This is a genomic window from Streptomyces sp. NPDC093600, assembly GCF_044764755.1.
Taxonomy (GTDB): domain Bacteria; phylum Actinomycetota; class Actinomycetes; order Streptomycetales; family Streptomycetaceae; genus Streptomyces.
Genome location: NZ_JBIWIU010000002.1, coordinates 229,318 through 253,626, shown reverse-complemented (window position 1 = coordinate 253,626; position 24,309 = coordinate 229,318). Strand labels below are relative to the sequence as shown.

The 24,309-nt window shown below is 70.7% G+C and carries 21 protein-coding genes and 3 tRNA genes; 7 read left to right on the top strand and 17 right to left on the bottom strand.

Annotated features, from left to right (window positions below):
• Positions 1-161: 161 nt before the first annotated feature.
• Together ACIRB4_RS06815 and ACIRB4_RS06810 are read left to right on the top strand one after the other, a co-directional pair.
• Entirely contained in the window at positions 162-1,703 is a 1,542-nt protein-coding gene (locus tag ACIRB4_RS06815; RefSeq protein WP_403288941.1) for an acyl-CoA synthetase, read from the top strand.
• Positions 1,696-3,189: a carboxyl transferase domain-containing protein gene (locus ACIRB4_RS06810; RefSeq protein WP_403288940.1), complete on the top strand. Its 1,494-nt coding sequence runs from the start codon at positions 1,696-1,698 to the stop codon at positions 3,187-3,189. Before ACIRB4_RS06815 ends, ACIRB4_RS06810 begins: the two co-directional genes overlap by 8 nt.
• Positions 3,190-3,217: 28 nt before the next feature.
• Here the strand turns inward: ACIRB4_RS06810 and ACIRB4_RS06805 are convergent, their stop codons facing one another.
• From ACIRB4_RS06805 to ACIRB4_RS06790, 4 genes are all read right to left on the bottom strand, one after another.
• The gene (locus ACIRB4_RS06805; RefSeq protein ID WP_403288939.1) at positions 3,218-3,394 is read right to left on the bottom strand and encodes a hypothetical protein; all 177 of its coding nucleotides are present in this window, start codon (positions 3,392-3,394) and stop codon (positions 3,218-3,220) included.
• A 253-nt stretch (positions 3,395-3,647) separates the two neighbouring features.
• A complete protein-coding gene (locus ACIRB4_RS06800; RefSeq protein WP_403288938.1) occupies positions 3,648-4,934 on the bottom strand; it encodes an MFS transporter in 1,287 nt (428 codons plus the stop codon).
• Entirely contained in the window at positions 4,931-5,386 is a 456-nt protein-coding gene (locus ACIRB4_RS06795; protein WP_403288937.1) for a GNAT family N-acetyltransferase, read from the bottom strand. The genes ACIRB4_RS06800 and ACIRB4_RS06795 overlap by 4 nt, the downstream gene beginning before the upstream one ends.
• 71 nt (positions 5,387-5,457) lie before the next feature.
• On the bottom strand, positions 5,458-5,940 hold the full coding sequence (locus ACIRB4_RS06790; RefSeq protein ID WP_403288936.1) for a MarR family winged helix-turn-helix transcriptional regulator: 483 nt from the start codon (positions 5,938-5,940) through the stop codon (positions 5,458-5,460).
• 130 nt (positions 5,941-6,070) lie between these two features.
• Here ACIRB4_RS06790 and ACIRB4_RS06785 point away from each other — a divergent pair, with 130 nt between their 5' ends.
• Positions 6,071-6,487 carry an organic hydroperoxide resistance protein gene (locus ACIRB4_RS06785; protein ID WP_403288935.1) on the top strand — a complete coding sequence of 139 codons (417 nt, stop codon included), beginning with the start codon at positions 6,071-6,073 and terminating at the stop codon, positions 6,485-6,487.
• Positions 6,488-6,588: 101 nt separating this feature from the next.
• Here ACIRB4_RS06785 and ACIRB4_RS06780 read toward each other — a convergent pair whose 3' ends face one another.
• The 10 genes from ACIRB4_RS06780 to ACIRB4_RS06735 form a co-directional block, all read right to left on the bottom strand.
• Positions 6,589-6,852, bottom strand: coding sequence for a hypothetical protein (locus tag ACIRB4_RS06780; protein WP_403288934.1), 264 nt, complete (start codon positions 6,850-6,852; stop codon positions 6,589-6,591).
• Positions 6,849-7,259 (bottom strand): DUF1622 domain-containing protein, encoded by a 411-nt coding sequence (locus ACIRB4_RS06775; protein WP_403288932.1) that lies wholly within the window; start codon positions 7,257-7,259, stop codon positions 6,849-6,851. Before ACIRB4_RS06775 ends, ACIRB4_RS06780 begins: the two co-directional genes overlap by 4 nt.
• Before the next feature lie 550 nt (positions 7,260-7,809).
• A complete protein-coding gene (locus ACIRB4_RS06770; RefSeq protein WP_403288931.1) occupies positions 7,810-8,178 on the bottom strand; it encodes an STAS domain-containing protein in 369 nt (122 codons plus the stop codon).
• Positions 8,175-9,599 carry a PP2C family protein-serine/threonine phosphatase gene (locus tag ACIRB4_RS06765; RefSeq protein ID WP_403288930.1) on the bottom strand — a complete coding sequence of 475 codons (1,425 nt, stop codon included), beginning with the start codon at positions 9,597-9,599 and terminating at the stop codon, positions 8,175-8,177. The genes ACIRB4_RS06770 and ACIRB4_RS06765 overlap by 4 nt, the downstream gene beginning before the upstream one ends.
• Positions 9,600-10,051: 452 nt before the next feature.
• The gene (locus ACIRB4_RS06760; protein WP_403288929.1) at positions 10,052-10,261 is read right to left on the bottom strand and encodes a hypothetical protein; all 210 of its coding nucleotides are present in this window, start codon (positions 10,259-10,261) and stop codon (positions 10,052-10,054) included.
• 472 nt (positions 10,262-10,733) lie between these two features.
• A complete protein-coding gene (locus ACIRB4_RS06755) occupies positions 10,734-12,203 on the bottom strand; it encodes a hypothetical protein (RefSeq protein ID WP_403288928.1) in 1,470 nt (489 codons plus the stop codon).
• A 337-nt stretch (positions 12,204-12,540) separates the two neighbouring features.
• The gene (locus ACIRB4_RS06750) at positions 12,541-12,717 is read right to left on the bottom strand and encodes a hypothetical protein (protein ID WP_403288927.1); all 177 of its coding nucleotides are present in this window, start codon (positions 12,715-12,717) and stop codon (positions 12,541-12,543) included.
• 874 nt (positions 12,718-13,591) lie between these two features.
• Positions 13,592-13,668: transfer RNA gene (locus ACIRB4_RS06745), tRNA-Ile, on the bottom strand.
• Positions 13,669-13,835: 167 nt separating this feature from the next.
• Positions 13,836-13,908, bottom strand: a tRNA-Asn gene (locus tag ACIRB4_RS06740).
• A 5-nt stretch (positions 13,909-13,913) separates the two neighbouring features.
• Positions 13,914-13,986, bottom strand: a tRNA-Asn gene (locus tag ACIRB4_RS06735).
• Between the two features lie 170 nt (positions 13,987-14,156).
• On the opposite strand from ACIRB4_RS06735, the gene ACIRB4_RS06730 reads away from it, so the two are divergent.
• The 4 genes from ACIRB4_RS06730 to ACIRB4_RS06715 all read left to right on the top strand — a co-directional run bounded on the left by ACIRB4_RS06730 (position 14,157) and on the right by ACIRB4_RS06715 (position 19,761).
• Positions 14,157-14,459: a YtxH domain-containing protein gene (locus ACIRB4_RS06730; RefSeq protein WP_403288926.1), complete on the top strand. Its 303-nt coding sequence runs from the start codon at positions 14,157-14,159 to the stop codon at positions 14,457-14,459.
• A 107-nt stretch (positions 14,460-14,566) separates the two neighbouring features.
• Positions 14,567-16,006 (top strand): FGGY family carbohydrate kinase, encoded by a 1,440-nt coding sequence (locus tag ACIRB4_RS06725; protein ID WP_403288925.1) that lies wholly within the window; start codon positions 14,567-14,569, stop codon positions 16,004-16,006.
• Between the two features lie 54 nt (positions 16,007-16,060).
• Positions 16,061-17,794: an ABC transporter ATP-binding protein gene (locus ACIRB4_RS06720; RefSeq protein WP_403288923.1), complete on the top strand. Its 1,734-nt coding sequence runs from the start codon at positions 16,061-16,063 to the stop codon at positions 17,792-17,794.
• Positions 17,794-19,761: an ABC transporter ATP-binding protein gene (locus ACIRB4_RS06715; RefSeq protein ID WP_403288922.1), complete on the top strand. Its 1,968-nt coding sequence runs from the start codon at positions 17,794-17,796 to the stop codon at positions 19,759-19,761. Before ACIRB4_RS06720 ends, ACIRB4_RS06715 begins: the two co-directional genes overlap by 1 nt.
• A 6-nt stretch (positions 19,762-19,767) precedes the next feature.
• Here ACIRB4_RS06715 and ACIRB4_RS06710 read toward each other — a convergent pair whose 3' ends face one another.
• The 3 genes from ACIRB4_RS06710 to ACIRB4_RS06700 all read right to left on the bottom strand — a co-directional run bounded on the left by ACIRB4_RS06710 (position 19,768) and on the right by ACIRB4_RS06700 (position 24,291).
• Complete coding sequence (locus ACIRB4_RS06710; RefSeq protein ID WP_403288921.1) at positions 19,768-20,832, bottom strand: RNA polymerase sigma factor; 1,065 nt, start codon at positions 20,830-20,832, stop codon at positions 19,768-19,770.
• 277 nt (positions 20,833-21,109) lie between these two features.
• Entirely contained in the window at positions 21,110-23,002 is a 1,893-nt protein-coding gene (dnaG, locus tag ACIRB4_RS06705; protein WP_403288920.1) for a DNA primase, read from the bottom strand.
• Positions 23,003-23,031: 29 nt separating this feature from the next.
• Positions 23,032-24,291 carry an NAD(P)/FAD-dependent oxidoreductase gene (locus ACIRB4_RS06700; RefSeq protein WP_403288918.1) on the bottom strand — a complete coding sequence of 420 codons (1,260 nt, stop codon included), beginning with the start codon at positions 24,289-24,291 and terminating at the stop codon, positions 23,032-23,034.
• Positions 24,292-24,309 lie beyond the last annotated feature (18 nt).

Below are 24,309 nucleotides of genomic sequence, written 5' to 3'. Positions count from 1 at the left end.
CTCCCGCACCGGCCAGCGCAGACCCCCGTACGGCCCAGTCCTGCGCGGCGAGCGCGGCAAGTGCGCGATGCGACCGGCCGAGGTGAGCAAGGTCGCAGCGCCCCGGACCGGAGGCGCGGGCAGAATGCTTTCGGCATCCCTCGACGCGAGGAGAACGACCGATGAGCGCGCTCTTCCCGGCCCTCGCGGCCGCCCCGGCCGGTCCGCCCGGCCCGGCTGCTTCGGCCGGCCAGGTTCCTTCGGCCGATCCGGTTGCTTCGGCCGGTCCGGTCGCTTCGGCCGGTGGTGGCCGGGCCGCGCTGTGGTGCGGCGCCGACGCACTGACGTACGACGAACTGGCCGCGGCCGCGGGTGCGCTGGTTCCCCGGCTGAGGGACGCGGGCCGGGTGGCCGTCTGGGCCACGCCCACGGCGCGGACGGCGGTCGCCGTCGTGGCGGCGCTCCTCGCCGGGGTTCCGGCGGTCCCGGTCAATCCGCGCACCGGCGCGCGGGAGCTGGCGCACATCGTCGGTGACAGCGCACCCGGCCTGGTCCTCGCCGGCGCGGAGGACGACCTGCCCCCGGGGCTCGCGGACCTGGACCGGATCGACGTGGACGTGCGGGCGCGGGGCCCGTTGGCGGTGGAGCCGGAGTCGGCCGAGTCGGCCGCCCTGATCGTCTACACCTCCGGCACCACCGGGCCGCCCAAGGGCGTGGTGCTCTCCCGCCGCGCGATCGCCGCCTCGCTGGACGCCCTGGAGGAGGCGTGGGCGTGGACCGCGGACGACGTCCTCGTCCACGCGCTGCCGCTGTTCCACGTCCACGGGCTGATCCTGGGCGTTCTGGGTCCGTTGCGCCGCGGCGGGTCGGTACGGCATCTGGGCACGTTCTCGGTGCGGGGCGTGGCCGAGGCGCTCGGGGAGGGCGGCGGCACGATGCTGTTCGGTGTGCCGACGATGTACCACCGGCTGGCGGACGCGCTGGACGAGGACCCGGCGCTGGTACGGGCGTTGCGCGGGGCGCGGCTGCTGGTCTCCGGCTCGGCGGCGCTCCCCGTCCGCGACCACGAGCGGATCGCGGCGGCGACGGGCCGTCAGGTCGTCGAGCGGTACGGAATGACGGAGACGCTCATGCTGACGAGCGTGCGCGTGGGCGCCGGCCCGCGCCCCGGGTCGGTGGGCCCGCCCCTGCGGGGCATGGAGCTGCGGCTCGTGGAGGAGGACGGGACGGAGATCGGGAAGGACGACGGGGAAACCGTGGGCGAGATCCAGGTCCGGGGCCCGAACCTCTTCACGGAGTACCTGAACCGGCCGGACGCCACGGCCGCCGCCTTCGACGGGGACTGGTTCCGTACGGGTGACATGGCGGTCCGGGATCCCGACGGGTCCGTGCGGATCGTGGGCCGCAAGGCGACCGATCTGATCAAGAGCGGCGGTTACAAGATCGGCGCGGGAGAGATCGAGAACGCGCTCCTCGACCACCCGGCAGTGCGCGAGGCGGCGGTGACCGGCGAGCCGGACCCGGACCTGGGCGAGCGGATCGTGGCCTGGGTGGTCCCGGCGGACACGGAGCGCCCCCCGGCCGCCGAGGAGCTCGCCGGCCATGTGGCGGCCCTCCTCGCCTCGCACAAACGCCCCCGGGTGGTGCGGTTCCTTCCCGCCCTGCCGCGCAACGACATGGGCAAGGTCCTGAAGAAGGCGCTCCCGGGGAGCGACCGTGGGTGAGCCGACGGGGGCGGTGGGGCGGCTCTCGGCCCGTCAGGCGATCGCACTGGTCACGGACGACTTCGCGGACGACTTCGCGGACGACTTCGCGGACGGCTTCGCGGACGGCTTCGGGCACGACGCCGGCGCTGACGCAGCGGATGACGCCGGGGCCTTCGGGCCCGACCTCGGGGGCGCGCCGGGTGGCATCCAGCGGCCGCCGGAACCGGACGGCCCTCTCGCCTGGGCCGGTTACGGCGCCGCACGCGCGCGTGCCCGCGAACTGACCGGGGAGGACGAGTCCGTCGTCCACGGCACGGCGACGATCGGCGGCCGCTCCTGCGTCCTGGTGGCGTTCGAGTTCGGCTTCCTGGGCGGCTCGCTGGGCCTGGCGGCCGGTGACCGGCTGGTCGCCGCCTACCGCACGGCCCGGGAGCGGCGGATTCCGCTGGTCTCGCTCGTGGCGACGGGCGGCAGCCGGATGCAGGAGGGCATGGTCGCCCTGACGCAGCTTCAGCGCGTGGCCGCCGAGACCGTACGTCTGAGGGAGTCCCGCGTCCCCCATGTCACGGTCCTCCGCGACCCCGCGACGGGCGGCGGCTGGGCCACCGTGGGCGCCGGCGCGGACGTGGTCCTCGCCCTCCCCACCGCGCAGGTCGCCTTCGCGGGCTCCCGGGTCCGCCCCCGTGACGCCGACCCGGCGGCCTACACGGCGGAGGACCAGGCGGCCCACGGCCATGTGGACGCGATCGTTCCGCCGGAGGAGCTGAGGGGCACGCTGTCGCGCTGGATCCGCCTCCTGGCGGGCGGCCACGACCCGGCCTCGGCGGACCCGCCCGCCCCCGCTCCCCCGCCTCGGGCTCTCGCCGGCGCGGTACCACCCGGGACCGGGTGGGAGGCGGTCGGGCGGGCGCGGGACCCGGAACGGCCCCGGGCCGGGGCGTATCTGGACGCGTACTTCGACGAGCGGGCGGTGATCCGCGGCGACCGCGCCGGTGGGGTGGACCCGGCCGTGGAGTGCGGGTTCGGGCTCCACCGGGGCCGGGTCGTCGCCTACGCCGCGCAGGACGGTACGGCGACCAGGCCCGCCGGTTTCCGGACCGTGGCCCGGCTCGTCCGGCTCGCGGCCCGGCTCGGGATCCCCGTGCTGACCCTGATCGACACACCCGGCGCCGCCAACGACGCCGAGGCCGAGCGGGCCGGGGCGGGCCCCGCCATCGCGGAGGCGTTCGCCGCGATCGCCGAGGCCCGCACCCCCGTCACCTCGCTCCTGATCGGCGAGGGCGGCTCCGGTGGCGCTCTCGCCCTGGCCGCTCCCGGCAACACCTGGGCCACACCCAGCGGCTACTTCTCGGTGATCGCGCCCGAGCTCGCCGCCGCGATCCTCAAACGCGACGCCACCCACGTCCCGGCGACCGCCGACCAGTTGCGGCTGCGCCCTCAGGACCTGGTGGAGCTGGGGGTGGTCCGGGGGATCGTCGGACACGGGGAAGCCCCCTCGATGTGAGGGGGCTTCCCGGCCGTGCGGCGAGGACTCAGCCCTCGTCGCCCTCGCACTCGCTGAAGTCGCCGCAGACGACGATCGTGTGATCCACACTCACGACGGTGACCTCGGTGCCGCCGAAGTCGGGGTCGTCGTAGGCGAGGGCCGTCCCGGAACCGGCGAACACGGCCGCGGCGGCGAGGGCGAACGTAGCGATGGTCTTACGCATGGAAACCTCCTGACGAGCGGGGTTGCTCACTCGGAGCCTCTCCGGGGCACAACTCGGCCGCAAACGCTGGCGGCTGATAGGGGCACAGGATGGTCCGTACGAGGGGTGTGGCCCGGTCGCGCCCTCTCCGGACGGGGCCTCCAGACCCACACCGGCCCGTATGTCCCCCCGTCAGGTCGAGGCCGTCAGGTGCGGATAGGCGCGGATGTGCGGAGAGGTACGGACAGCTGACCCGCGGTCAGCCATCCCCCGTTCAGGCCGTGGGGTTGACGGCGTCGTACCGGCGGAAGCCGCGCCCCCAGAGGGCGAGCAGACCGACGGCGAGGACGCAGGCGATTCCGCCACCGGTGATGGCGACGGCGGGCGAGGTCAGGTCGGCGACCGAGCCGGCCAGGAAGTCGCCGAGCCGCGGGCCGCCCGCGACGACCACGATGAAGACGCCCTGGAGCCGGCCGCGCATCTCGTCGGGGGCCGCCACCTGCATCATCGTGTTGCGGAAGATCATGGAGACGGTGTCGGAGTAGCCGGCCAGGGCGAGGAGGACCAGCCCGAGCCAGAGCTCGCGGGTGAGGCCGAAGACGGCGATGGCGGTGCCCCAGCAGGCGACGGCGAGCAGGATGGCCTGACCGTGGTGGCGGATGCGGCCCTGCCAGCCGGACAGGACTCCGCCGAGGAGCGCCCCGGCCGCGGGGGCGGCGGCGAGCAGTCCGGTGGTGCGTGCGTCGCCGTCGTACCAGACCACGGCGACGACCGGGAACAGCGCGCGCGGATGGGCGAGGATCATCGCGCAGAAGTCCGAGAAGAACGTCATCCGCAGGTTGGGGCGGGTGGCGAGGAAGCGCAGCCCGTCGAGGACGGAGGCCCTCCCCCAGCCTTCGGCCGGGGGTGCCCCCATGGCGCCGGTGCGGTCGGGGAGCATGGCGGGCAGCCGCCACATCGCGTAGAGCGCGGCGAAGAAGGCGACGGCGTCGATGAGGTACGCGGTCTGGTAGCCGGCGACGCCGACGATGAGGCCGCCGAGGCTCGGGCCGACGAGCGTGCCGAACGTCGTCGTCATGGAGTTGAGCGCGTTGGCGGCGCGCAACTGCTCGGGCGGCAGCAGCCGGGGGATCATCGAGGTGCGGGCGGGCGAGTTGAGCGCGGCGCAGACGGACTGCAGGGCCACGATCACGTACAGGAACCAGACCCGGTGGAACCCGGCGAACGCGGCCGTGGCGAGCGCTGCGGAGAGCACGGCGGAGCCGGTGGCACTGAACAGCCCGAGCTTGCGGCGGTCGACGGTGTCGGCGATGGCACCGCCGTACAGCCCGAAGACGATCAGCGGGACGAGGGAGAAGAGGCCCACGAGACCGACGGAGAACGGCGAGCGGGTGATGTCGTACACCTCGAGCGAGACCGCGAGGGCGGTCATGCCCTGGCCGACCCAGGAGATGGTGTTGCCGAACCAGAGGCGCCGGTAGTCGGCGGAGATCCGCAGGGGCGTGAGGTCGGCGAAGAGCCGTCGGCGCGCGGGTGCCGGGGCGGGGGCGGGGGCGCTCACGCGACGTCGAACCGGAGCTCGGGCCTGGCCCAGTAGATCCTGCCGGTGGGCTCGACGGTGCCGGTCCGGCGGGCGCCGGTGCGCAGATAGAAGTCCTCGGCGGGCGGATGGGCGACCACCTTGACGGAGCGGATCCCGGCCGCGCGGGCCTCCCCGGTCATGTGCTCCATGAGCATCCGGCCGATCCCGCGCCCCTGGGCGTCGTCGGCGACGAACGCGAGGTCGAGCTCGGCCTCGCCGTCGTCCCCGAGGACCAGGGCGTAGAACCCGAGCACCCGGTCGCGCTCGTCGACGGCGACGTGCACACGGTGGTGCTCGATGTACGTGCCGCCGACGGCGTACCCGTCGACCATCACGGCGTAGTCACCGCGGTAGGCGCCGGATTTCCGGACGAGCCGCGTGAGCCGCTGGGAGTCGTCGGCGGTGGCGCGCCGGAGGGAGAGGGAGGACATGGAAGGGAGTATAGGGGCGTATGCGACCTAAGGTCCTTACCTTTTTCTCGCTCTCGGACCCTCTGATCCACCTATCCGCAGGCGGTCAGGTCGTCCGGGTCGACGGTGTCGAGGCGGGCGGCCAGGTCGGCCAGTTGGGCGCGCAGCGCGCGGATCTCCTCCAGCGACATGCCCGTCGCGGCGGCGATCCGTCGCGGTACGCCGAGGGCCTTCTCCCGCAGCTCGGCTCCGCTCGCGGTGACGCGGGCGGTGACGGAGCGCTCGTCCTCGGCGCTGCGCCGCCGCTCGACGTACCCGGCCGCCTCCAGCCGCTTGAGGAGCGGGGACAGCGTGCCCGAGTCCAGCCTCAGACGCTCCCCGATCCCCTTCACCGGCAGCTCGCCGTACTCCCAGAGCACCAGCATCACCAGGTACTGGGGGTACGTGAGGCCGAGCTCCTTGAGGGCGCCGCGGTAGATCCCGTTGAACGCGCGGGTGGCGGCGTGCAGCGAGAAGCAGATCTGGTGGTCGAGCCGGAGGAAGTCCTCGTCCCGGGCCGTGTCGAGCGTCTCCATGCCTCCAGGTTACGCGATACCCGATTCAATTGCGCACAACTCAATTGTGCGCTATCAATGACAGGGCACCCCACCGCACACCCGTGGACAGAACCCACCTCACACCCGTGGACAGAAAGAGAAGTCACCGATGAACGCGATCTACACCGCCGTCGCCACCGCCAACGGCCGCGAGGGCCGCGCCGTCAGCTCCGACGGCCACATCGACCTCCCCCTCGCCCACCCCAAGGCCCTCGGCGGCAATGGCCAGGGCACCAACCCCGAGCAGCTCTTCGCCGCCGGCTACGCGGCCTGCTTCGCGAGCGCCATGGGTGCGATCGCCCGGCAGGAGAAGATCGACATCACGGACGCCTCGGTGACCGCCGAGGTCAGCATCGGAAAGGACGAGGCCGACAGCGGCTTCGGTCTCGCGGTCGTCATGCGCGCCGAGCTCCCCGACCACCTCCAGGGCGAGCCGGGCCGCGAGCTCCTGGAGAAGACCCACGCCTACTGCCCGTACTCCAAGGCCACCCGCGGCAACATCCAGGTGGAGCTCGTCATCGAGTGACCAGGGAGGTCAGGGAGGTCAGGAAGGTCAGGGAGATCAGCCGCCCGGCCGACGGCACGAAAGCCCCCGGCGTGCGTACGTACCGCGTACGCACGCCGGGGTCATCGCGTTCCCCTGACAGTCATCGGGCGCGACAGGCTCAGGCCGGCACCGAGCAGTTTGCGCAAGGCGATGATCGAGGCGGCGAGGAGGATGCTGTTCCAGGAGGGTTCGCCGGCCAGGCGGATCAGGCCGGCGGCGGTCAGGAAGTCGAGCAGGACAGCCAGCGCCTGGCGGGCCGTACGCGTGAGGCGGTAGGCCGCCGCGGCGGAGACCAGCCCTGCGGCGGTGATCAGTACGGCTGCCGTCTGGAGCCACGGAGTCATGTCGGCATGCCCTTGGCGCTCTGCGGCAGGGATGTGCCGCCTTGCTCGATCGCGGCCCGCTCCTTGTCGATCTCCCGGCCGAGGAAGTAGTTCAGGGCGGTCCGGATGGCGGCGATGGCCGCCAGCTGCCCGATCTCGGTGAAGCTGGGCGCCACCGCGGTGCGCAGCACGTCTCCCGCGAGCTGGAACTCCAGGCCGAGAACGAGAAATCGACCGAGGCTCAGACGGATGCGGTTGAAACCGGCCACCTGGCCGCGCCCGCGCACACCGGCCAGCACGAACTGGATGAAGGCCCAGACGGCGCCCACGAAGATGATCAGCGCGCCGGCGGACTCGATCAGCCGGACCAGAAGGCCGATCACGTCGCGCAGCGCCGACTCGGGCAACAGCTCCACCGACAAGGTCATGGATCAGCCGGTACCCCCCGCCGGCGCCCGTGACTCGCCGCATGCTCCAGGCAGCCCAGTCCGCCACCGGGCGGACCAGGCACCCGCCCCGGTCGCGGCCGGCGCCGGTGAGCGGTGCGGACCTCGTCGAGGGCGACCACCGCCCGCGCACCGGTCAGAGTCGCGCCCCACGCACGCCCAGCCCATCACGGGGCCCCATGCGCCGGTGAAGATCGATTCAGCACTGGAGCTGCGGTGAGCCGCCGCCATCCGGCCCACCGCCCCGAGAGTCCCCGGGCCACAACCGGTCCAGGTCGCGGCGGACGATGTCGGGCCAGAGGGTGTCGGCGAAGTAGGGCTCGGCTCGCCCTGCAAGGCCGGGCGTAGAGCGGTGGGGTGAGGAGGCTCCAGGCACTCCGGGTGTCGGGGGCCGCTCAGGTGGCCGGGTGCTCGCTGGGGACGCTGCTGTGGATCGAGAACAGCCCCAGCCATCTGGCCGAAGCCCTGACGACCGCGCGTCGCGACCAGTACACCGGTCGCGACGCGTGCTTGGCCTGCGTGACGCGGTTGTTCAGGCGGTGGTGCGGTTGCCCTGGCGTGCGGCGAGGGCGGCCTCAGTACTGGGGTAGGCGGGCAGGAAGGTGTCCATTCCGGTGACGCTGAGCATGCGGCTCAGCCGGTCGGGGATGGCCGCCAGGGTAAGGGAGCCGCCGGCGTCCTTGGCACAGCGCCAGATGCCCACGAGGGCTCCCAGTCCTGAGGAGTCGCAGAAGGTGACGCCCGACAGGTCGGCGAGCAGGTCCGGGTGGCCGTTCGCGATGAGTTCCAGGGCGCGGGTCCGCACGGCGGGCGCGGTGGTGATGTCGAATTCGCCGGACAGTGCGATCACGGCCAGGGCGCCGTCGGTGTGCGGGACGTCGATGTGGAGTGCGTAGGTCATGGGCGTCGGTTCTCCTGCCCGACGGGGGCGTCGGCGGTCGGGGCGGCGGCGCTGTGAGCGGTGGTGGTGATGCCCGCGGGAACGGCATCGATTGGGGGAACGGACAGGGCCAGCAGGGCCACGTCGTCGCGTTCGGTGTCGGGGAGGGTGTCCAGGAGCGCGACGGTGTCGTCGATCAGGGCGCCGGCACTGACCGGCGCAGGCCGCTGGGCCAGGAACTCCGTCAGTCCCGTATCGGCGAGCATGTCACCATCGGCGGTGCGTGCCTCGGTCAGACCATCGGTGTACAGCAGGAGTCCCTCGCCGGGTGCCAGGTGCAGCGTGCGCGAGGCGAAGGCGGCTTCGGCGAACGCGCCGACCAGCATGCCGCCCGTGGCACGGACCGCCTCGACGCGCACACCGCCGCTCTCGGCAGGGCTGAGGTGGTAGGCGGGCGGGTGGCCGCCGGTGGCCAGCGTGACCGTGAAACCCCCGTCTGGGGCGGGATCGAGCAGGCCGAAGACGGCGGTGCAGAAGCGGGTACCGACCGCCGCGTCCAGCAGCAGCGCCGTGTTCAGTGCCTCCAGCGCGGCCGTGGGTTCGGCATCGACGAGGGCTGCGGCCCGCAGCGTGTAGCGGGTCAGTGAGGTGACCGTAGCGGCTTCGGCGCCCTTTCCACAGACATCGCCCAGGAAGAACGCCCACCGGCCTCCGCCGATGGGGAAGACGTCGTAGAAGTCGCCGCCCACTTCCTGCGGGGAGGCGGTCTTGTAGTGGCAGGCCAGCTCCAGGCCTGGCACCGCGGGCAGAGCGGGAGGCACCAGAGTGCGCTGCAGGGTGGAGGCGAACGCGGCGATGGCCGCCTTGTCCTGCTCCGCACGCCGGCGGGCTTCTTCCTCCGCCTGGCGCTTTTCCTGTTCGACCTTGCGGCGCTCCTGCTCCGCGCGCACGACGTGCAACGCCGACAGCCGCAGCTCCAGCTGGTCACGGACCACCGCGGCCAGGTCCGCGAGCGTGGCCGAATCCGCCTCGCTGATCTCGCGGGGGCGAGTGTCCAGGACGTTGACCGTGCCCAGCCGGTACCCGTCGGCGGTGATGATCGGAGCGGCGGCGTAGAACCGTACCCCCATCGGGCCGGCGACCAGCGGGTTGGAGCAGGCGACCGGATCGAGCAGGGTGTCGGCGATGACGGTGGTGTCATCGGTGAGCACCGCCGAGGCGCACAGGCCCGGATCGCGTCCGATCTCGGTGACGCCTTCCAGGCCGTGCGTGGCCTTGAACCAGATCCGGTCCTCGTCCACGATCGTCACCGTCGCCACCGGAACCTCGAACAGACGCGCGGCCAGCGCCGCGACTCTGTCGTAGGCGCCGTCCGGAGGGGTGTCGAGAATGTCGTAACGGCGCACCGCCGCCATCCGCGCCGCCTCGACCGATGCGGCCACAGGCTCGCTCGGTGCTATCGCAGGCAGACTCGCTTGCTCCGGCATAACCCTCGTCTCGCTATTCCCCCCAGGAAGGCGCCGACCAGACAGTCAGCACCCTGGAACCCTACCGAACGCGGCCGGCGCACTCGCTCCGCCGACGAGCTTTGGAACGCCCCGCTCGGACGGAGCAGGCCCTCATCGCCCGGTATCCAACTGACCGACGACGGCCGCCTTCGGACTCGTTGCCGTCGAACTCGTCGACGTCAGTTTGTCCGATCGCCTCGGTCAACAGCGACTGGGCCTGGCGGATGGTCTCCGGGCGTGGGCAGATCACCGCGGGGCAAGTGTTCGGGCGAATGATTGGGCGGGAAGCACGTGCGTTGATGGTTCCAAGCCCTGCTGGCCTGTGCCCCTGACAGCCCGGTTCTGACGAGCCCGGCTCCGTCGGGCACCGATTCTCAGCCTCCTGATCAACGTACGCTGAATTCCGTACGGATCGGACTTGTTCCGGAGTGGGTGCATACCACGGTGTAGGTGCCGTCGTCGTTCATCTGGCTCTCGTTCGTCTCTTCGGCCGCTCCGGGCGAGATGCCCTGCTCGGTCAACTCTGTGTCGCCATTGGGCGCCAGGAGAGAGAAATCGGCAGCCTCAGTCCCGGTGTTCTTGACGGTGAAGGTCACCCTCGCGCCGGGCGACACCTCCTGGGGCCGTCGATTTCAATGTGTATGGCAGCAATGACCCTGCGGGCCGCTGGACCCCCGCCAGCCGGCGTCCCGCGAGACTCTGTGCAGCTGCCCCACCGCCATTGAATCGGGCACCCGTTCGACTTCTCAGACTCCATCGGCCGACAATACCGCCAGCCGACGTCCCAGCTCACAGCCGTATACGGGACAGCCGATAGCAGTAGTAAGTGTCCGGGATTGGGAACCACGTACTCCCGGTCCTTCTGTCCCCGTACATGACGTAACACGTCTCACCGGGATCACAGGTGGGTGCCGCCTGTGCCGTACGGGCCAGCCCGGGAATTCCCAGTGCACAACCCCAACTCTCACACCCCGGCCTCCCCACCTGAAGCCAGCCACCCCGCCTCTCAATGAATCAGCAACACACCGGCCAGCCGTCGCCCCCTACACCAACAAGCCCCTCCGAGCGTCACTGGTTCAGTAGTCCCTTGACGGACACATTCGAATTGACGAAGGTCCAGACGAGGCCGTACCTTTCGGCCTCTATGCTCACTTCTCTGGGGTCAAGGGCTTCATATATGTCGTAGATCGACTCAGTCTTCTTCTGGGTCTTGAAGTCGAACGAGGAGATAAAGACGTCTGGCTCCTGCTCCGGCGACCAGAAAGCCGCCACGTATCGCGGCTTTCTGGTCATGTTGATCAAGTTGCTGTTGTAGCGCACTTTGCCGTGGTGTATGACGTGCTCGCCGCATCCGTCGGGTGGGCAGTAGTATCTCCCTTCCGATTTCATCCAGGAGAGTTTGGGATAACTGAATTCTTCGTCGATCTTCCCACGGTCCTCCCTCAGGACGGCAAAGCTAAGATGGGCGTCCAGTGTCTCGTACTTGGTGTCCTTGGGGAGCGTGATCACCTTCTCCTTCTTGAACTCCTCCCCGACGTCCAGTGTCGACCCAGGGCCCTGAAACTGCCCGGATCCGATGATCTCGCCCTCGGCGTTGCTCACGAACTTTTCTGCCTCTGTGGCATACCACCCGCCATCCTCATCTCCTTTCCATTCCTTCATTCCCTGGCCTGAGTCGGAGAACTTGGCCGAGTGTCCGTAGACCGTGTAGTCGTCGACGACAAGGTAGACCGGGATCCCTCCGGCGTTCTTCGCGTAAAGTTTGAGAGGGACGTGGACGTAGGGAGAATCGGCGTCCGTCTGCGGTTTTCCGAATTCCACTTTCAGGACAAAGTGCAGGGGGGCGGCAATGGGCTGATAGAGAATCGAGTAACCCAAGCTGGTGGCTGTCAGGAGCGCGGTAAATGTAACCCCTGCCGCGAACTTCCTGGGGTGTGGAATCCCCCTCCATACCCTGTCGCGTATGAGGGTGTGGAGAGCCCACAGGGACCAGAGCCACAAGGCAAGAAAGGCCAGGACGCTGGGTATGAGTTCTCGCTCCTGAAGCCAAATGAAGAGGAGAAGGCTCGTGGTGGCGAGAGCCATGAGCACTCCGAGAAGGACCAGCGCTCCGGACAGCTTCACCTGTCGGCGGCCCCAGTAGTCGACGACCGCGGGCACGGCAATGCCCTGAACCGCGCCTGCCAGCAGGAACAGAACACCGACCAGACGTTGCGCGAAGGTGAGTGCTCCGAGGGCGTCCGACCAGCCGATGACGGCGTGCAGCGCCAGCGAGCCGAGCAGCCCCGAGAGCATGACGGCAACGACCGCACGCCGTCTCCAGCCCCTGTCGTCGGGCCACACTCCGCTGTCGCCGCCACGCCAGTGAACGCGCGCACGATCGTCCAGGTCCATGTCGTCCGGGTAGCCGAGGCCGTGGAGTACCTTCCGCAACTCGCGAAGGGACCAGGCGCTCCCCACGGTCTTGCCGTGGATGGTGATCCGGCGCAAGCCGCGTCGGTCAGGTGGCTCGACGACCACCCATGGTCGTATGCCCATGGGACGAGGCTGGACGTCCCGCCATCCATGTGCACGCCGAGCTACTGCGTTCGGTTGAAACAGAGGTATCGACGAAGGTGCGCCATCCCGTCGGGGGCACTGCGAAGAGGGGCCAAACAGCCGAACATCATCACGCCAACAGTGGCGTGCCACTGACCATTACACCGGGTGGAACCGAAACCGCCGCCGCAGTGGCTCTACTTCAATCCGCTAAAACAACCTGACCACCGACGAGTGAACCGGTCCGATAGCGAAGACCGCTTCCTGTGGTAGTCCGCTGCCGTGCTGGCCCTGCTCGACGAGCCCGGCGCCGCCTGAGCGTCATCCGCGACCGCCGTCACAGCTCCCTGCCCCCACCCGAAGACGACGATGCCGCCCAGTTCACCGCGACGAGGTGCCCCATGCCGTCGACGAGGGCGTCTGGCATCCGACGCCTCCAGGCTCCGCCCTCCGGGGCGGTGAACACCAGGTCGGTCGGCTTCTTCCCCCGGCAGAGCCGCTGGAACAGCTGCACCTGCTCCGGGGTGAGCACGCGGGTCCGGCGCGACTTCTTCGTCTTGGGGGGGCGCCGTGGAACGTCCCGCCCTCGCCCCGTCGCTTCCAGGCTCGCTGCACGCGGAGCGTCGGCCGCTCGGAGACGAAGGTGTAGCCCCGGGGCTGCAATGCCGTCACCTCGCCCCACCGGAGGCCGGTGCTCACCAGCGCGTCGATGATGTCGACGGCGTCAGCGCGTACGTGCTCGCACAGGAGGGCGTACTCCCCGGGCTCCAGGAAGACCTCATCGTCCTCCGTGTCGTTTTCCTTGGGCAGCTTGGTGTGAGTGCAGGGGTTCGAGTCACGCAGCGCCGGATCGGCGTCCACGGCTGACTGGAGGATGCTGTAGAGCATGCCGTGGAGGTCGGCGATCGTCTCCACCGCGTACGGGCAGCGCTTCGTGCCCGGAGGGTGCAGAGGGGCCGGGCCTGCCGTTCTGGAGGTCCAGGATCCACTGGCTGACCTGATCGCGGGTGAGCTTCTCCCCCAGCTCGGAGACGGACAGCTCTCCGAACCACGGGACCATGACATGGGCATAGTCCGGGAATCGCTCGCTGTCCGGGCGCCGGCGGCTCGCTCGGCTCGACCAAGCCCTCACCGTTGCCCCACCCCGGCGCCATTGCCGGCCGTGGCCGTTGACCAGGTCGCGGAAACGTTCCGCCTGCGTCTCGTCGTCGAAGGCTCGCGGCGCGAGCGGCCCGTCGTCGAAGGCCTCACGGGCGCCGCCGGCCCGCCGCACGACAGTGCAGCCATATGGGGGACCGTACGGCGTGTCGGTGTGGCGATCGTGGGGCGAACGCCTTGCCGGCGCTAGCGTGAAACCGGCGTTCTCGCAGGTCACGACGTTTCTGCTGTGGTGGGGCGGGTGGGACTCGAACCCACGGCCGACGGATTATGAGTCCGCTGCTCTAACCGGCTGAGCTACCGCCCCTTGACGGCGTGGCGCGTACATGTGTGCGCGCCGTCTGCCGCAGCATAGCCGCTCATACGATCTCCTGCTGTGGATGGTCGGCTACGCCCGACCATGAGGACTTCCCCCGGCGCGGCATGGTTCCCGGAGACGAGAAAGAGGACCCCGAAGGGTCCTCTTTCTCTCTGCTCCCCCGGCTGGACTCGAACCAGCAACCCTCCGGTTAACAGCCGAATGCTCTGCCAATTGAGCTACAGGGGATCGCGCTCCCCCGACTGGACTCGAACCAGTAACCTGCCGGTTAACAGCCGGCTGCTCTGCCAATTGAGCTACAGGGGATTGCTGCGGTTGCACCGAACGTACCCACTCCGGATCTTCCCGGGCGGCGCTCGTTCGCTGCGACACATACATTAGCGCAAGCAGGGGGGTGCTCCGCCAATCGGTATGCCGTGGGCCCTCGTGGGCACCAGTGAGACATCAGGGAAGCTCCAGGGAAGGGTGGTGCCGCCGTGCGGTACAAGCTGACGTTCGTCGTGGGACTGGCCCTCGGTTACGTCATCGGCACTCGGGCCGGTCGCGAGCGCTACGAGCAGATGAAGAAGACGGCGCGGGATCTCTCCCAGAACCCGGCCGTGCGCAACGCGGCCGAGTCGGCCGCCCAGACCGGGCGCGAGGTCGCGGGCAAGGCGATGCACGTCATGAGCGACAAGGTGCCCGCGTCGGTCAGCGACAGGGTCCACGCCCTGCGCCGGCACAACGGGCATGTCGACACCAGCGCCCCCGAGGACGACTGGGGGACCAGCAACACCTGAGGATCCGGTGATCACCCGGGCGGGCGGGTTCGGCGGCGCACTCGAAAACGCGTCCCTTACCCCCCGCTCGGTCCCCGTACTCCTCCACGTGCGGCAGAATCTCCCGCATGGGGATAGTCGCCGGTCTGGACAGCTCTGCAGGTTTCACACGCATCGTCGTCTGCGACGCGGACACGGGAGCCGTACTGCGGCAGGGGTACGCCCAGCATCCCGGTGAGCCGAAGGCCGCCGACGTCGACCCGCAGGCCTGGCTGCTCTCGCTCGGCGAGGCGGCGTCCGGCGGGCTCCTCGAAGGTGTGCAGGCCATCGGCGTCTCCGCCCAGCAGCACGGGCTGGTGCCGCTCGACGCGCAGGGCGGCCTGGTGCGGCCCGCCATGGTCGGTAACGACAAGCGGGCGCAGGTGGCCGCCGCCGACCTCGTCGAGGCCCTCGGCGGACGGCAGGCCTGGGCCGAGGCCGTCGGGTCGGTCCCGCAGGCCGGTCAGCCGGTCGCCAAGCTCCGCTGGCTGGCCCGCACCGAGCCGGAGAACGCCCAGCGCGTCGCGATGATCCTCCAGCCGCACGACTGGCTGGTCTGGCAGCTGCTCGGGCGGCCCGTGCGGCGCACCACCGACCGCGGCGCCGCCTCGGCGACCGGCTACTGGTCGGCCGGCTCCGGCTCCTACCGCCCCGACCTGGTCGAGCTGGCCCTCGGCCACCAGGCCGCGCTGCCGGAGGTGCTCGGCCCCTCCGACGCCGCCGGCACCACCCCCGAGGGGCTGCTGATCTCCGCCGGAACGGGCGAGACGATGGCCGCCGCGTTCGGGCTCGGCCTTGCGCCCGGCGACGCGGTCGTCTCCCTCGGCGCCTCCGGCTCCGTGATGGCGGTGCACCACCAGGCGCTCGCCGACCCCCAGGGCATGATCACCTCCTTCGCCGACGCGACCGGCATGCACCTGCCCGTGGTGCACACCTCCAACGCGGTACGGGCGCTGCGCGGCAGCGCCGAGATGCTGGGCACGGAGAGCCTGGAGGAGCTGTCGGCGCTCGCCCTGAAGTCGACGCCCGGCGCCTCCGGCCTGGTCCTCCTGCCCTATCTGGAGGGCGAGCGGACGCCGAGACTGCCGCACACCGCCGGCACGCTCAGCGGCCTGCGCCGCGAGTCCATGAAGCCCGAGCACTTCGCGCGGGCCGCCTTCGAGGGCATGCTCTGCTCGCTCGCCGACGCCATGGACGTGCTGCGCGGGCGGGGCGTCGAGGTGCGCCGGGTGTTCCTGCTCGGCGCGGCGGCCGAGCTGCCCGCCGTCCAGGCCCTCGCGCCGGCGATCTTCGGCGCGCAGGTCGTCGTACCCCAGCCGGCGGACTACACCGCGCTCGGCGCGGCCCGGCAGGCCGCGTGGGCGCTCGGGGTCTCGCACGGCACCCTCTCTCCGGCCGCTCCCCCGGCCTGGCAGGGGGCCGTCGCCCAGGTCTTCGAGCCGGGCGAGGAACTGGCCCTGGGTCAGGCGGTGCGGCAGCAGTACGCGGCGACCCGGGACCAGATCCACCCGGGGGCGTTCGACTCCTGAACACGCGCTTAAACGAGTCGTCACGTCCGGGGGGCGCGGGCGATAGTAGAGCCCGTGCTCATAAGACTTCTCCGAACCCGTCTCGGACCGTACAAGAAGCCCATCGCCCTGCTGGTGCTCCTGCAACTGCTGCAGACCTGCGCCTCCCTCTACCTGCCGACCCTGAACGCCGACATCATCGACAACGGTGTCGTGAACGGCGACACCGGCTACATCCTGCGCTTCGGCGCGCTGATGATCGCGGTCTCCGTGCTGCAGGTCGTCTGCAACGTCGGGGCGGTGTACTACGGAGCACGGACCGCCTCCGCGCTCGGCCGGGACGTGCGGGCCGCGGTCTTCGAGCGGGTGCAGTCGTTCTCGGCCCGGGAGGTCGGCCAGTTCGGCGCGCCCTCGCTGATCACCCGTACGACCAATGACGTCCAGCAGATCCAGATGCTGGTCCTGATGGCGTTCACCCTGATGGTGTCCGCGCCCATCATGTGTGTCGGCGGCATCATCATGGCGCTGGGGCAGGACGTGCCGCTGTCGGGGGTGCTGCTCGCCGTGGTGCCGGTCCTGGGCATCGCGGTGTCGCTGATCGTGAAGCGGATGCGGCCGCTGTTCCGGACCATGCAGGAGCGGCTCGACACGGTGAACCGGGTGCTGCGCGAGCAGATCACCGGCAACCGGGTGATCCGGGCGTTCGTGAAGGACGCGTACGAGCGCGAGCGGTTCAAGGGGTCGAACACCGAGCTGACCGATGTCTCGATGGCCACCGGGCGGCTGATGGCGCTGATGTTCCCGACCGTGATGACGGTCGTGAACGTCTCCAGCGTCGCGGTGGTGTGGTTCGGGGCGCACCGCATCGACAGCGGCGGGATGGAGATCGGCGCGCTGACCGCCTTCCTCGCCTATCTGATGCAGATCGTGATGGCCGTCATGATGGCCACCTTCATGTTCATGATGGTGCCGCGCGCCGAGGTGTGCGCCGAGCGCGTCCAGGAGGTGCTGTCCACCGACAGCAGTGTCGTACCGCCGGCGGAGCCGGTGCGCGAGCTGCGGCGGCGGGGGCATCTGGAGGTCCGGGGCGCCGACTTCCGCTACCCGGGTGCCGAGGAGTCCGTCCTCAAGGGGATCGAGCTGGTCGCCCGGCCGGGCGAGACGACCGCGATCATCGGCTCGACCGGCAGCGGCAAGTCCACGCTGCTGGGTCTGGTGCCGCGGCTGTTCGACGTGACCGGCGGTGAGGTCCTCGTCGACGGGGTGGATGTGCGCAGGCTCGATCCCGGGCTGATGGCGCGGACGGTCGGGCTCGTCCCGCAGAAGCCGTATCTGTTCTCCGGGACGGTGGCGACGAATCTGCGGTACGGAAATCCCGACGCGAGCGACGAGGAGCTGTGGCACGCGCTCGAGGTGGCCCAGGCTGCCTCGTTCGTGAAGAGGCTGGACGCCGGGCTGGACGCGCCGATCGCGCAGGGCGGGACCAATGTGTCCGGCGGGCAGCGGCAGCGGCTGGCTATCGCCCGGACGCTGGTGCAGCGGCCGGAGATCTATCTCTTCGACGACTCGTTCTCGGCGCTCGACTACGAGACGGACGCCCTGCTGCGGGCCGCGCTGGCCGAGGAGACGGCGGACTCGACCGTGGTGATCGTCGCCCAGCGGGTGTCGACCATCCGGGAGGCCGACCGGATCGTGGTCCTCGACGAGGGCCGGGTCGTCGGCACCGGGCGCCATCACGAACTGATGGCGGGCAATGACACGTACCGGGAGATCGTGCTCTCCCAGCTGACCGAGGCGGAGGCAGCCTGATGGCCGGTCCTGGCGGACGGATGATGGCCGGCGGCGGCCCCGACCAGCGGTCCATGGACTTCAAGGGCTCCGGCAGACGGCTGCTGAAGGCGCTGGCGCCCGAGCGCGGCGCGCTGTGGCTGATGCTGGTCGCCTGTTTGCTCAGCGTGGCCGGCGCGGTGGTCGGTCCGCTGATCCTCGGCAGGGCGACCGACCTGGTCTTCGCGGGCGTGGTCGGACGGCGGATGGCCGACGGCACCACCAAGGCGCAGGCGCTCGACGGGCTGCGGGCCCAGGGCGACCACGGGATGGCCGACATGCTGTCCGGGGTCGACTTCACCCCCGGCCGGGGCATCGACTTCACGGCGGTCGGCCATGTCCTGCTGTGGGCGCTGGCCATCTATGTGGCGGCCGGGCTGCTGATGCTGGTCTCCACCCGGATGTCGATCAGGGTGATCAACCGGACGGTCTACCGGATGCGGGAGGACGTCCAGGCGAAGCTGGCGCGGCTTCCGCTGTCGTACTTCGACAAGGCCAAGCGCGGCGAGGTGCTCAGCCGGGCGACCAACGACATCGACAACATCTCGCAGACGCTCCAGCAGTCGATGGGTCAGCTGATCAACTCGCTGCTCACCATCGTCGGCGTCCTCGCGATGATGTTCTGGATCTCGCCGCTGCTCGCGCTGGTGGCCCTTGTGACCGTGCCGGTGTCGGTGGTCGTGGCGACGCGGATCGGCAAGCGCTCGCAGCCGCACTTCGTGCAGCAGTGGAAGTCCACGGGCAAGCTCAACGCCCATGTGGAGGAGATGTACACCGGTCATGCGCTGGTGAAGGTCTTCGGGCGGCAGGAGGAGTCGGCCGCCGGGTTCCGGGAGCAGAACGAGGCGCTGTACGAGGCCGGGTTCAAGGCGCAGTTCAACAGCGGTGTCATGCAGCCGGTGATGTTCTTCATCTCGAACATCAACTATGTGCTGGTCGCCGTGGTCGGCGGGTTGCGGGTGGCCTCCGGCACGCTGTCGATCGGCGATGTGCAGGCGTTCATCCAGTACTCCCGGCAGTTCTCGATGCCGCTGACGCAGGTCGCGTCGATGGCGAACCTGGTCCAGTCGGGTGTCGCCTCGGCGGAGCGGATCTTCGAGCTCCTCGACGCCGAGGAGCAGACGCCGGACGCCCCGGTGAGCGGGCGGAGCGGGATCGGGACGGCCCCGGCCGGAGGCTGGGGGAAGGCGTCCGAGGTCAAGGGCAAGGTCGCCCTGGAGCGGGTCTCCTTCCGCTACGAGCCGGAGAAGCCGCTCATCGAGGATCTGTCGCTGACGGTGGAGCCGGGCCAGACGGTCGCGATCGTCGGCCCGACGGGCGCGGGCAAGACCACGCTGGTCAATCTGCTGATGCGGTTCTACGAGACGACCGGTGGCCGGATCACGCTCGACGGCGTCGACGTCGCCGAGATGTCCCGCGACGACCTGCGGTCCGCGATCGGGATGGTCCTCCAGGACACCTGGCTGTTCGGCGGGACGATCGCCGACAACATCGCCTACGGCGCGGCCGGGGACGTCACCCGGGAGCAGATCGAGGAGGCGGCGCGGGCGGCGCACGCCGACCGGTTCATCCGCACGCTGCCCGACGGGTACGACACGGTCCTGGACGACGAGGGCTCAGGTGTCAGCGCGGGCGAGAAGCAGCTGATCACGATCGCGCGGGCGTTCCTGTCGGACCCGGTGATCCTGGTCCTCGACGAGGCGACGAGCTCGGTCGACACCCGTACGGAGGTGCTGATCCAGAAGGCGATGGCGCGTCTGGCGCACGGCCGGACGAGCTTCGTCATCGCGCACCGGCTCTCCACTATCCGCGACGCGGACGTGATCCTGGTGATGGAGAACGGCTCGATCGTCGAACAGGGCACGCACGACGAGCTGTTGACGGCGGGCGGGGCCTACGCCCGGCTGTACGCCGCGCAGTTCGCCCAGGCGGTCGCCGAGGTCGACTGAGGCGCGTCAGTCGAGGTAGCCGCGCAGTTGGTCGGCGAAGGCGTGGTCCCGCAGTTTGCTGAGGGTCTTGGACTCGATCTGGCGGATGCGTTCGCGTGTCACGCCGAAGAGCCGTCCTATCTCCTCCAGGGTGCGGGGCCTGCCGTCGTCGAGGCCGTAGCGGAGCTGGACGACCTTGCGTTCGCGCTCGCCGAGGGTGGAGAGGACCGCCTCCAGGTGCTCGCGCAGCAGCAGGAAGGCGGCGGACTCGACGGGGGAAGCGGCGTCGCCGTCCTCGATCAGGTCGCCGAGCGCGACGTCGTCCTCCTCGCCCACGGGGGCGTGCAGGGAGACCGGTTCCTGGGCGAGGCGCAGCACTTCGCCGACCCGCTCGGGGGCCAGGTCGAGCTGGGCGGCGACCTCTTCCGCGGTGGGTTCGTAGCCGCGTTCCTGGAGCATCCGGCGCTGGACGCGGACGACCCGGTTGATGAGTTCGACGACGTGGACGGGGACGCGGATGGTCCGGGCCTGGTCGGCGAGGGCCCGGGACATCGCCTGGCGGATCCACCAGGTGGCGTACGTGGAGAACTTGAAGCCGCGGGCGTAGTCGAACTTCTCCACGGCTCTGATCAGGCCCAGATTGCCCTCCTGGACCAGGTCGAGCATGGTCAGACCGCGCCCGACGTACCGCTTGGCGACGGAGACGACCAGACGCAGATTGGCCTCGATGAGCCGCCGTTTGGCCATCCGGCCCATGACGACGAGCCGGTCCAGGTCGAGCGCCAGCTGGGAGTCCAGGTCGGCGGCCGAGGCGAGTCTCTCCTCGGCGAAGAGCCCGGCCTCCACCCGGCGGGCGAGTTCGACCTCCTCTGCGGCGGTGAGCAGCGGAATGCGGCCGATCTCCCGCAGGTACTGGCGGAAGAGGTCGGAGGAGGGCCCGCTCGCGCCGGGGTCGGCCTGTCGGGCGACGGGTGACTCGGGTGGCTCGGGGGCCTCGTCGACGAAGTCGTCGGGGGCGGCCGCCTCGGGGTGGTCGGCGGCCGGGTGTTCTTCGGGCACGACAGGGGCCGGGGGCAGGGTCCGGGTCTGCACGGGGGCGACCTCCAGGGTGATCGCTGCCGGGTCGGGGGCGTGCGGCAGCGGGACGGGGGCGGCCGGGCCGCTGTCTCCGTCCCGTACACGATGACCGGAACCGCGGGGGTGATCGGCCCATGGTCGATGGACCGGCCGCGCTCCGAGGCCTCGGGCACCGGACCCAGTGTGGGGTACGACACATCACTGCCACGAGGGGCGTGCGGTGACTTTTTGGGGCCGGACGACTACGAGGAGGAACTTCGTCCGAAGCTTCGCCTGGTGGGCGACCGGCGGGCTACAGCGCCGCGGCTCCGTTGGTGCGGAGCGACTGGCCGTACTGGGTGAGCACCCACAGCTCGTTCTGTACGGCCGCGACCCGCTCGGGGTCGCCGTTGGCGCCCAGGCGGGCCAGGGTGCCCTGGATGTCGCGGATGCGGCGGTCGACGGCGCGCAGGCGGACGGTGACGAGCTGGTCGCCGGCGTAGTTCTCGTCGACGGTCCTGGCGAAGATCGCCTCGACGGCGAGTTCGGTGACGAGCGCGCGGACGGTGTCGTTGGGCGCGGCCTCGCGGACGGCGGTCAGGTAGTCGGCGGGGGCGCCGGTGGCGCCGCCCGCGTCCTGGATGCACTGGCGGACGGCGGCGTAGGGCGGGGCCGTGAACTCGTCGATGCCGTACGCGTCGAAGGCCGGGGAGACCAGTTCGGGGCGCTGGAGGGCGAGCTTGAGCAGCTCGCGCTCGGTGCGGTGGGCGGGGCTGCGCAGATTGAGCGCGGGGCCCGCCTGGGCGGCGGGCGCCTGGATCGGCGGGGCCGCCTGGCGGTTGCGGTCGGCGGGGGCGGGGCCGCGTCCGCCGCGGTCGCGCGACCAGCGGGCGATCTGGGCGACGCGCTTGACGACGAACTGGGTGTCGAGGATGCCGAGCATGCCGGCGAGCTGGACGGCGACCTCGTGCTGCGAGGCGATGTTCTTGATCCGGGCGACGATCGGGGCGGCCTCGTCGAGGGCGGCGGCGCGGCCGGCCGGGGTCTCCAGGTCGTAGCGGTTCACGATCTGCCGCAGGGCGAACTCGAAGAGCGGGGTGCGCGGCTCGACGAGTTCGGCGACGGCCTGGTCGCCCTTGGCGAGGCGCAGATCGCAGGGGTCCATGCCGTCGGGGGCGATGGCGATGTAGGTCTCGGCGGCGAACTTCTGGTCGTCCTCGAAGGCGCGCAGGGCGGCCTTCTGGCCGGCGGCGTCGCCGTCGAAGGTGAAGATCACCCGGGCCGAGCCGTTGTCCATCAAGAGCCGGCGGAGGATCTTGATGTGGTCGCTGCCGAAGGCGGTGCCGCAGGTGGCGATGGCGGTGGTGACGCCGGCGAGGTGGCAGGCCATGACGTCGGTGTAGCCCTCGACGACGACGGCGCGGCTGACCTTGGCGATGTCCTTCTTGGCCAGGTCGATGCCGTAGAGGACCTGGGACTTCTTGTAGATCGGGGTCTCGGGGGTGTTGAGGTACTTCGGGCCGTTGTCGTCGTCGCGCAGCTTGCGCGCGCCGAAGCCGACGACCTCGCCGCCGACGTCCCGGATCGGCCACATGAGCCGGCCGCGGAAGCGGTCGATGGGGCCGCGGCGGCCGTCCTGGGAGAGTCCGGAGAGGATCAGCTCCTTGTCGGAGAAGCCCTTGCCGCGCAGATAGCGGGTGAGGTGGTCCCAGCCGGCCGGGGAGTAGCCGACGCCGAAGTGCTCGGCGGCGGCCTGGTCGAAGCCGCGCTCGGCGAGGAACTTGCGGCCGATCTCGGCCTCGGCGCCGCCGAGTTGGTCGGCATAGAACTGGGCGGCGGCCCGGTGGGCCTCGACGAGGCGGATCCGCTCGCCGCGCTGGTGGCCGGGGTTGTAGCCGCCCTCTTCGTACCGCAGGGTGATGCCCGCCTTGGCGGCGAGGCGCTCGACCGTCTCCGAGAAGGAGAGGTGGTCGATCTTCATCACGAAGGCGATCGTGTCGCCGCCCTCCTGGCAGCCGAAGCAGTGGAACAGGCCCTTGCTGGGGCTGACCTGGAAGGAGGGCGACTTCTCGTCGTGGAAGGGGCAGAGGCCCTTGAGGTTGCCGCCGCCGGCGTTGCGCAACTGGAGGTACTCGGACACGACGGCGTCGATCGGGACCGCGTCCCGGACCGCCTTCACGTCGTCATCGTTGATCCTGCCTGCCACGCGTGAAGTCTACGGCGGCGGCGGGGTGATCAGATCAGGCTCTCCAGGGGTACGGAGGGGTCGGCGAGGGCCTCGGTGTCCACCGGGGACTGGGCGCGGACGAGCCGCTGCACGGCCTCTGTGACGTCCCACACATTGACGTTCATCCCGGCGAGCACCTGGCGGTCCTTGAGCCAGAAGGCGATGAACTGCCGCTTGCCGACGTCGCCGCGCAGGACGACCTGGTCGTACGAGCCGGGCGGCGCCCAGCCCGAGTACTCCATGCCCAGGTCGTACTGGTCGGAGAAGAAGTACGGGACGCGGTCGTAGGAGACGGGCAGGCCCAGCATGGCGCGGGCGGCGGCGGGGCCGCCGTTGAGGGCGTTGGCCCAGTGCTCGACGCGCAGCCGGGTGTGCAGCAGCGGGTGGTGGGCGGCGGCGACGTCGCCGGCCGCGTAGATGTCCGGGTCGGAGGTGCGCAGCGAGGCGTCGACGGCGATGCCGCCGCCGTGGGCGCGGTCGACGAGGTTGAGGCCGGCGGTCTCGGCGAGGGTGGTGCGCGGGGCGGCGCCGATGGCGGCGAGGACGGCGTGGGCGGGGTGCTCCTCGCCGTCGTCGGTGCGGACGGCGAGGACCATGCCGTCCTGGCCGACGATCTCGGTGAGCCGGACGCCGAAGCGGAAGCGGACGCCGTGCTCGGCGTGCAGGTCGGCGAAGAGCTGGCCGAGCTCGGGGCCGAGGACGTGGTGGAGCGGGGTGGGCTCGGACTCGACGACGGTGACCTCGGCGCCGTAGCCGCGGGCCGCGGCGGCGACCTCCAGACCGATCCAGCCGCCGCCCGCGATCACGAGATGGCCGTTGTCACGGCCGAGGGCGGCCAGGACGTGGCGGAGCCGGTCGGCGTGGGCGAGCCGGCGCAGGTGGTGGACGCCGGCCAGTTCGGTGCCGGGGATGTCGAGGCGGCGCGGCTCGGCGCCGGTGGCGAGGAGGAGCCGGTCGTAACGGATGACGGTGTTGTCGCCGAGGCGTACGGTGCGGGCCTCGCGGTCGACGGCGGTGACGGGCTGGCCGAGGTGGAGCTCGATGTCGTTCTGCGCGTACCAGGCGGGTTCGTGGACGAAGACGGTGTCCCGCTCCTCCTTGCCGGTGAGGTAGCCCTTGGAGAGGGGTGGGCGCTCGTAGGGGTGGTCGCGTTCGTCTCCGATGAGGATCACCCGGCCGTTGAACCCCTCGTCGCGGAGAGTCTCCGCCGCCTTGGCCCCGGCGAGTCCTCCGCCGACGATGACGAAGGTCTGATCTGCGTCGACCACGTTGATTCCTCCTCGTTG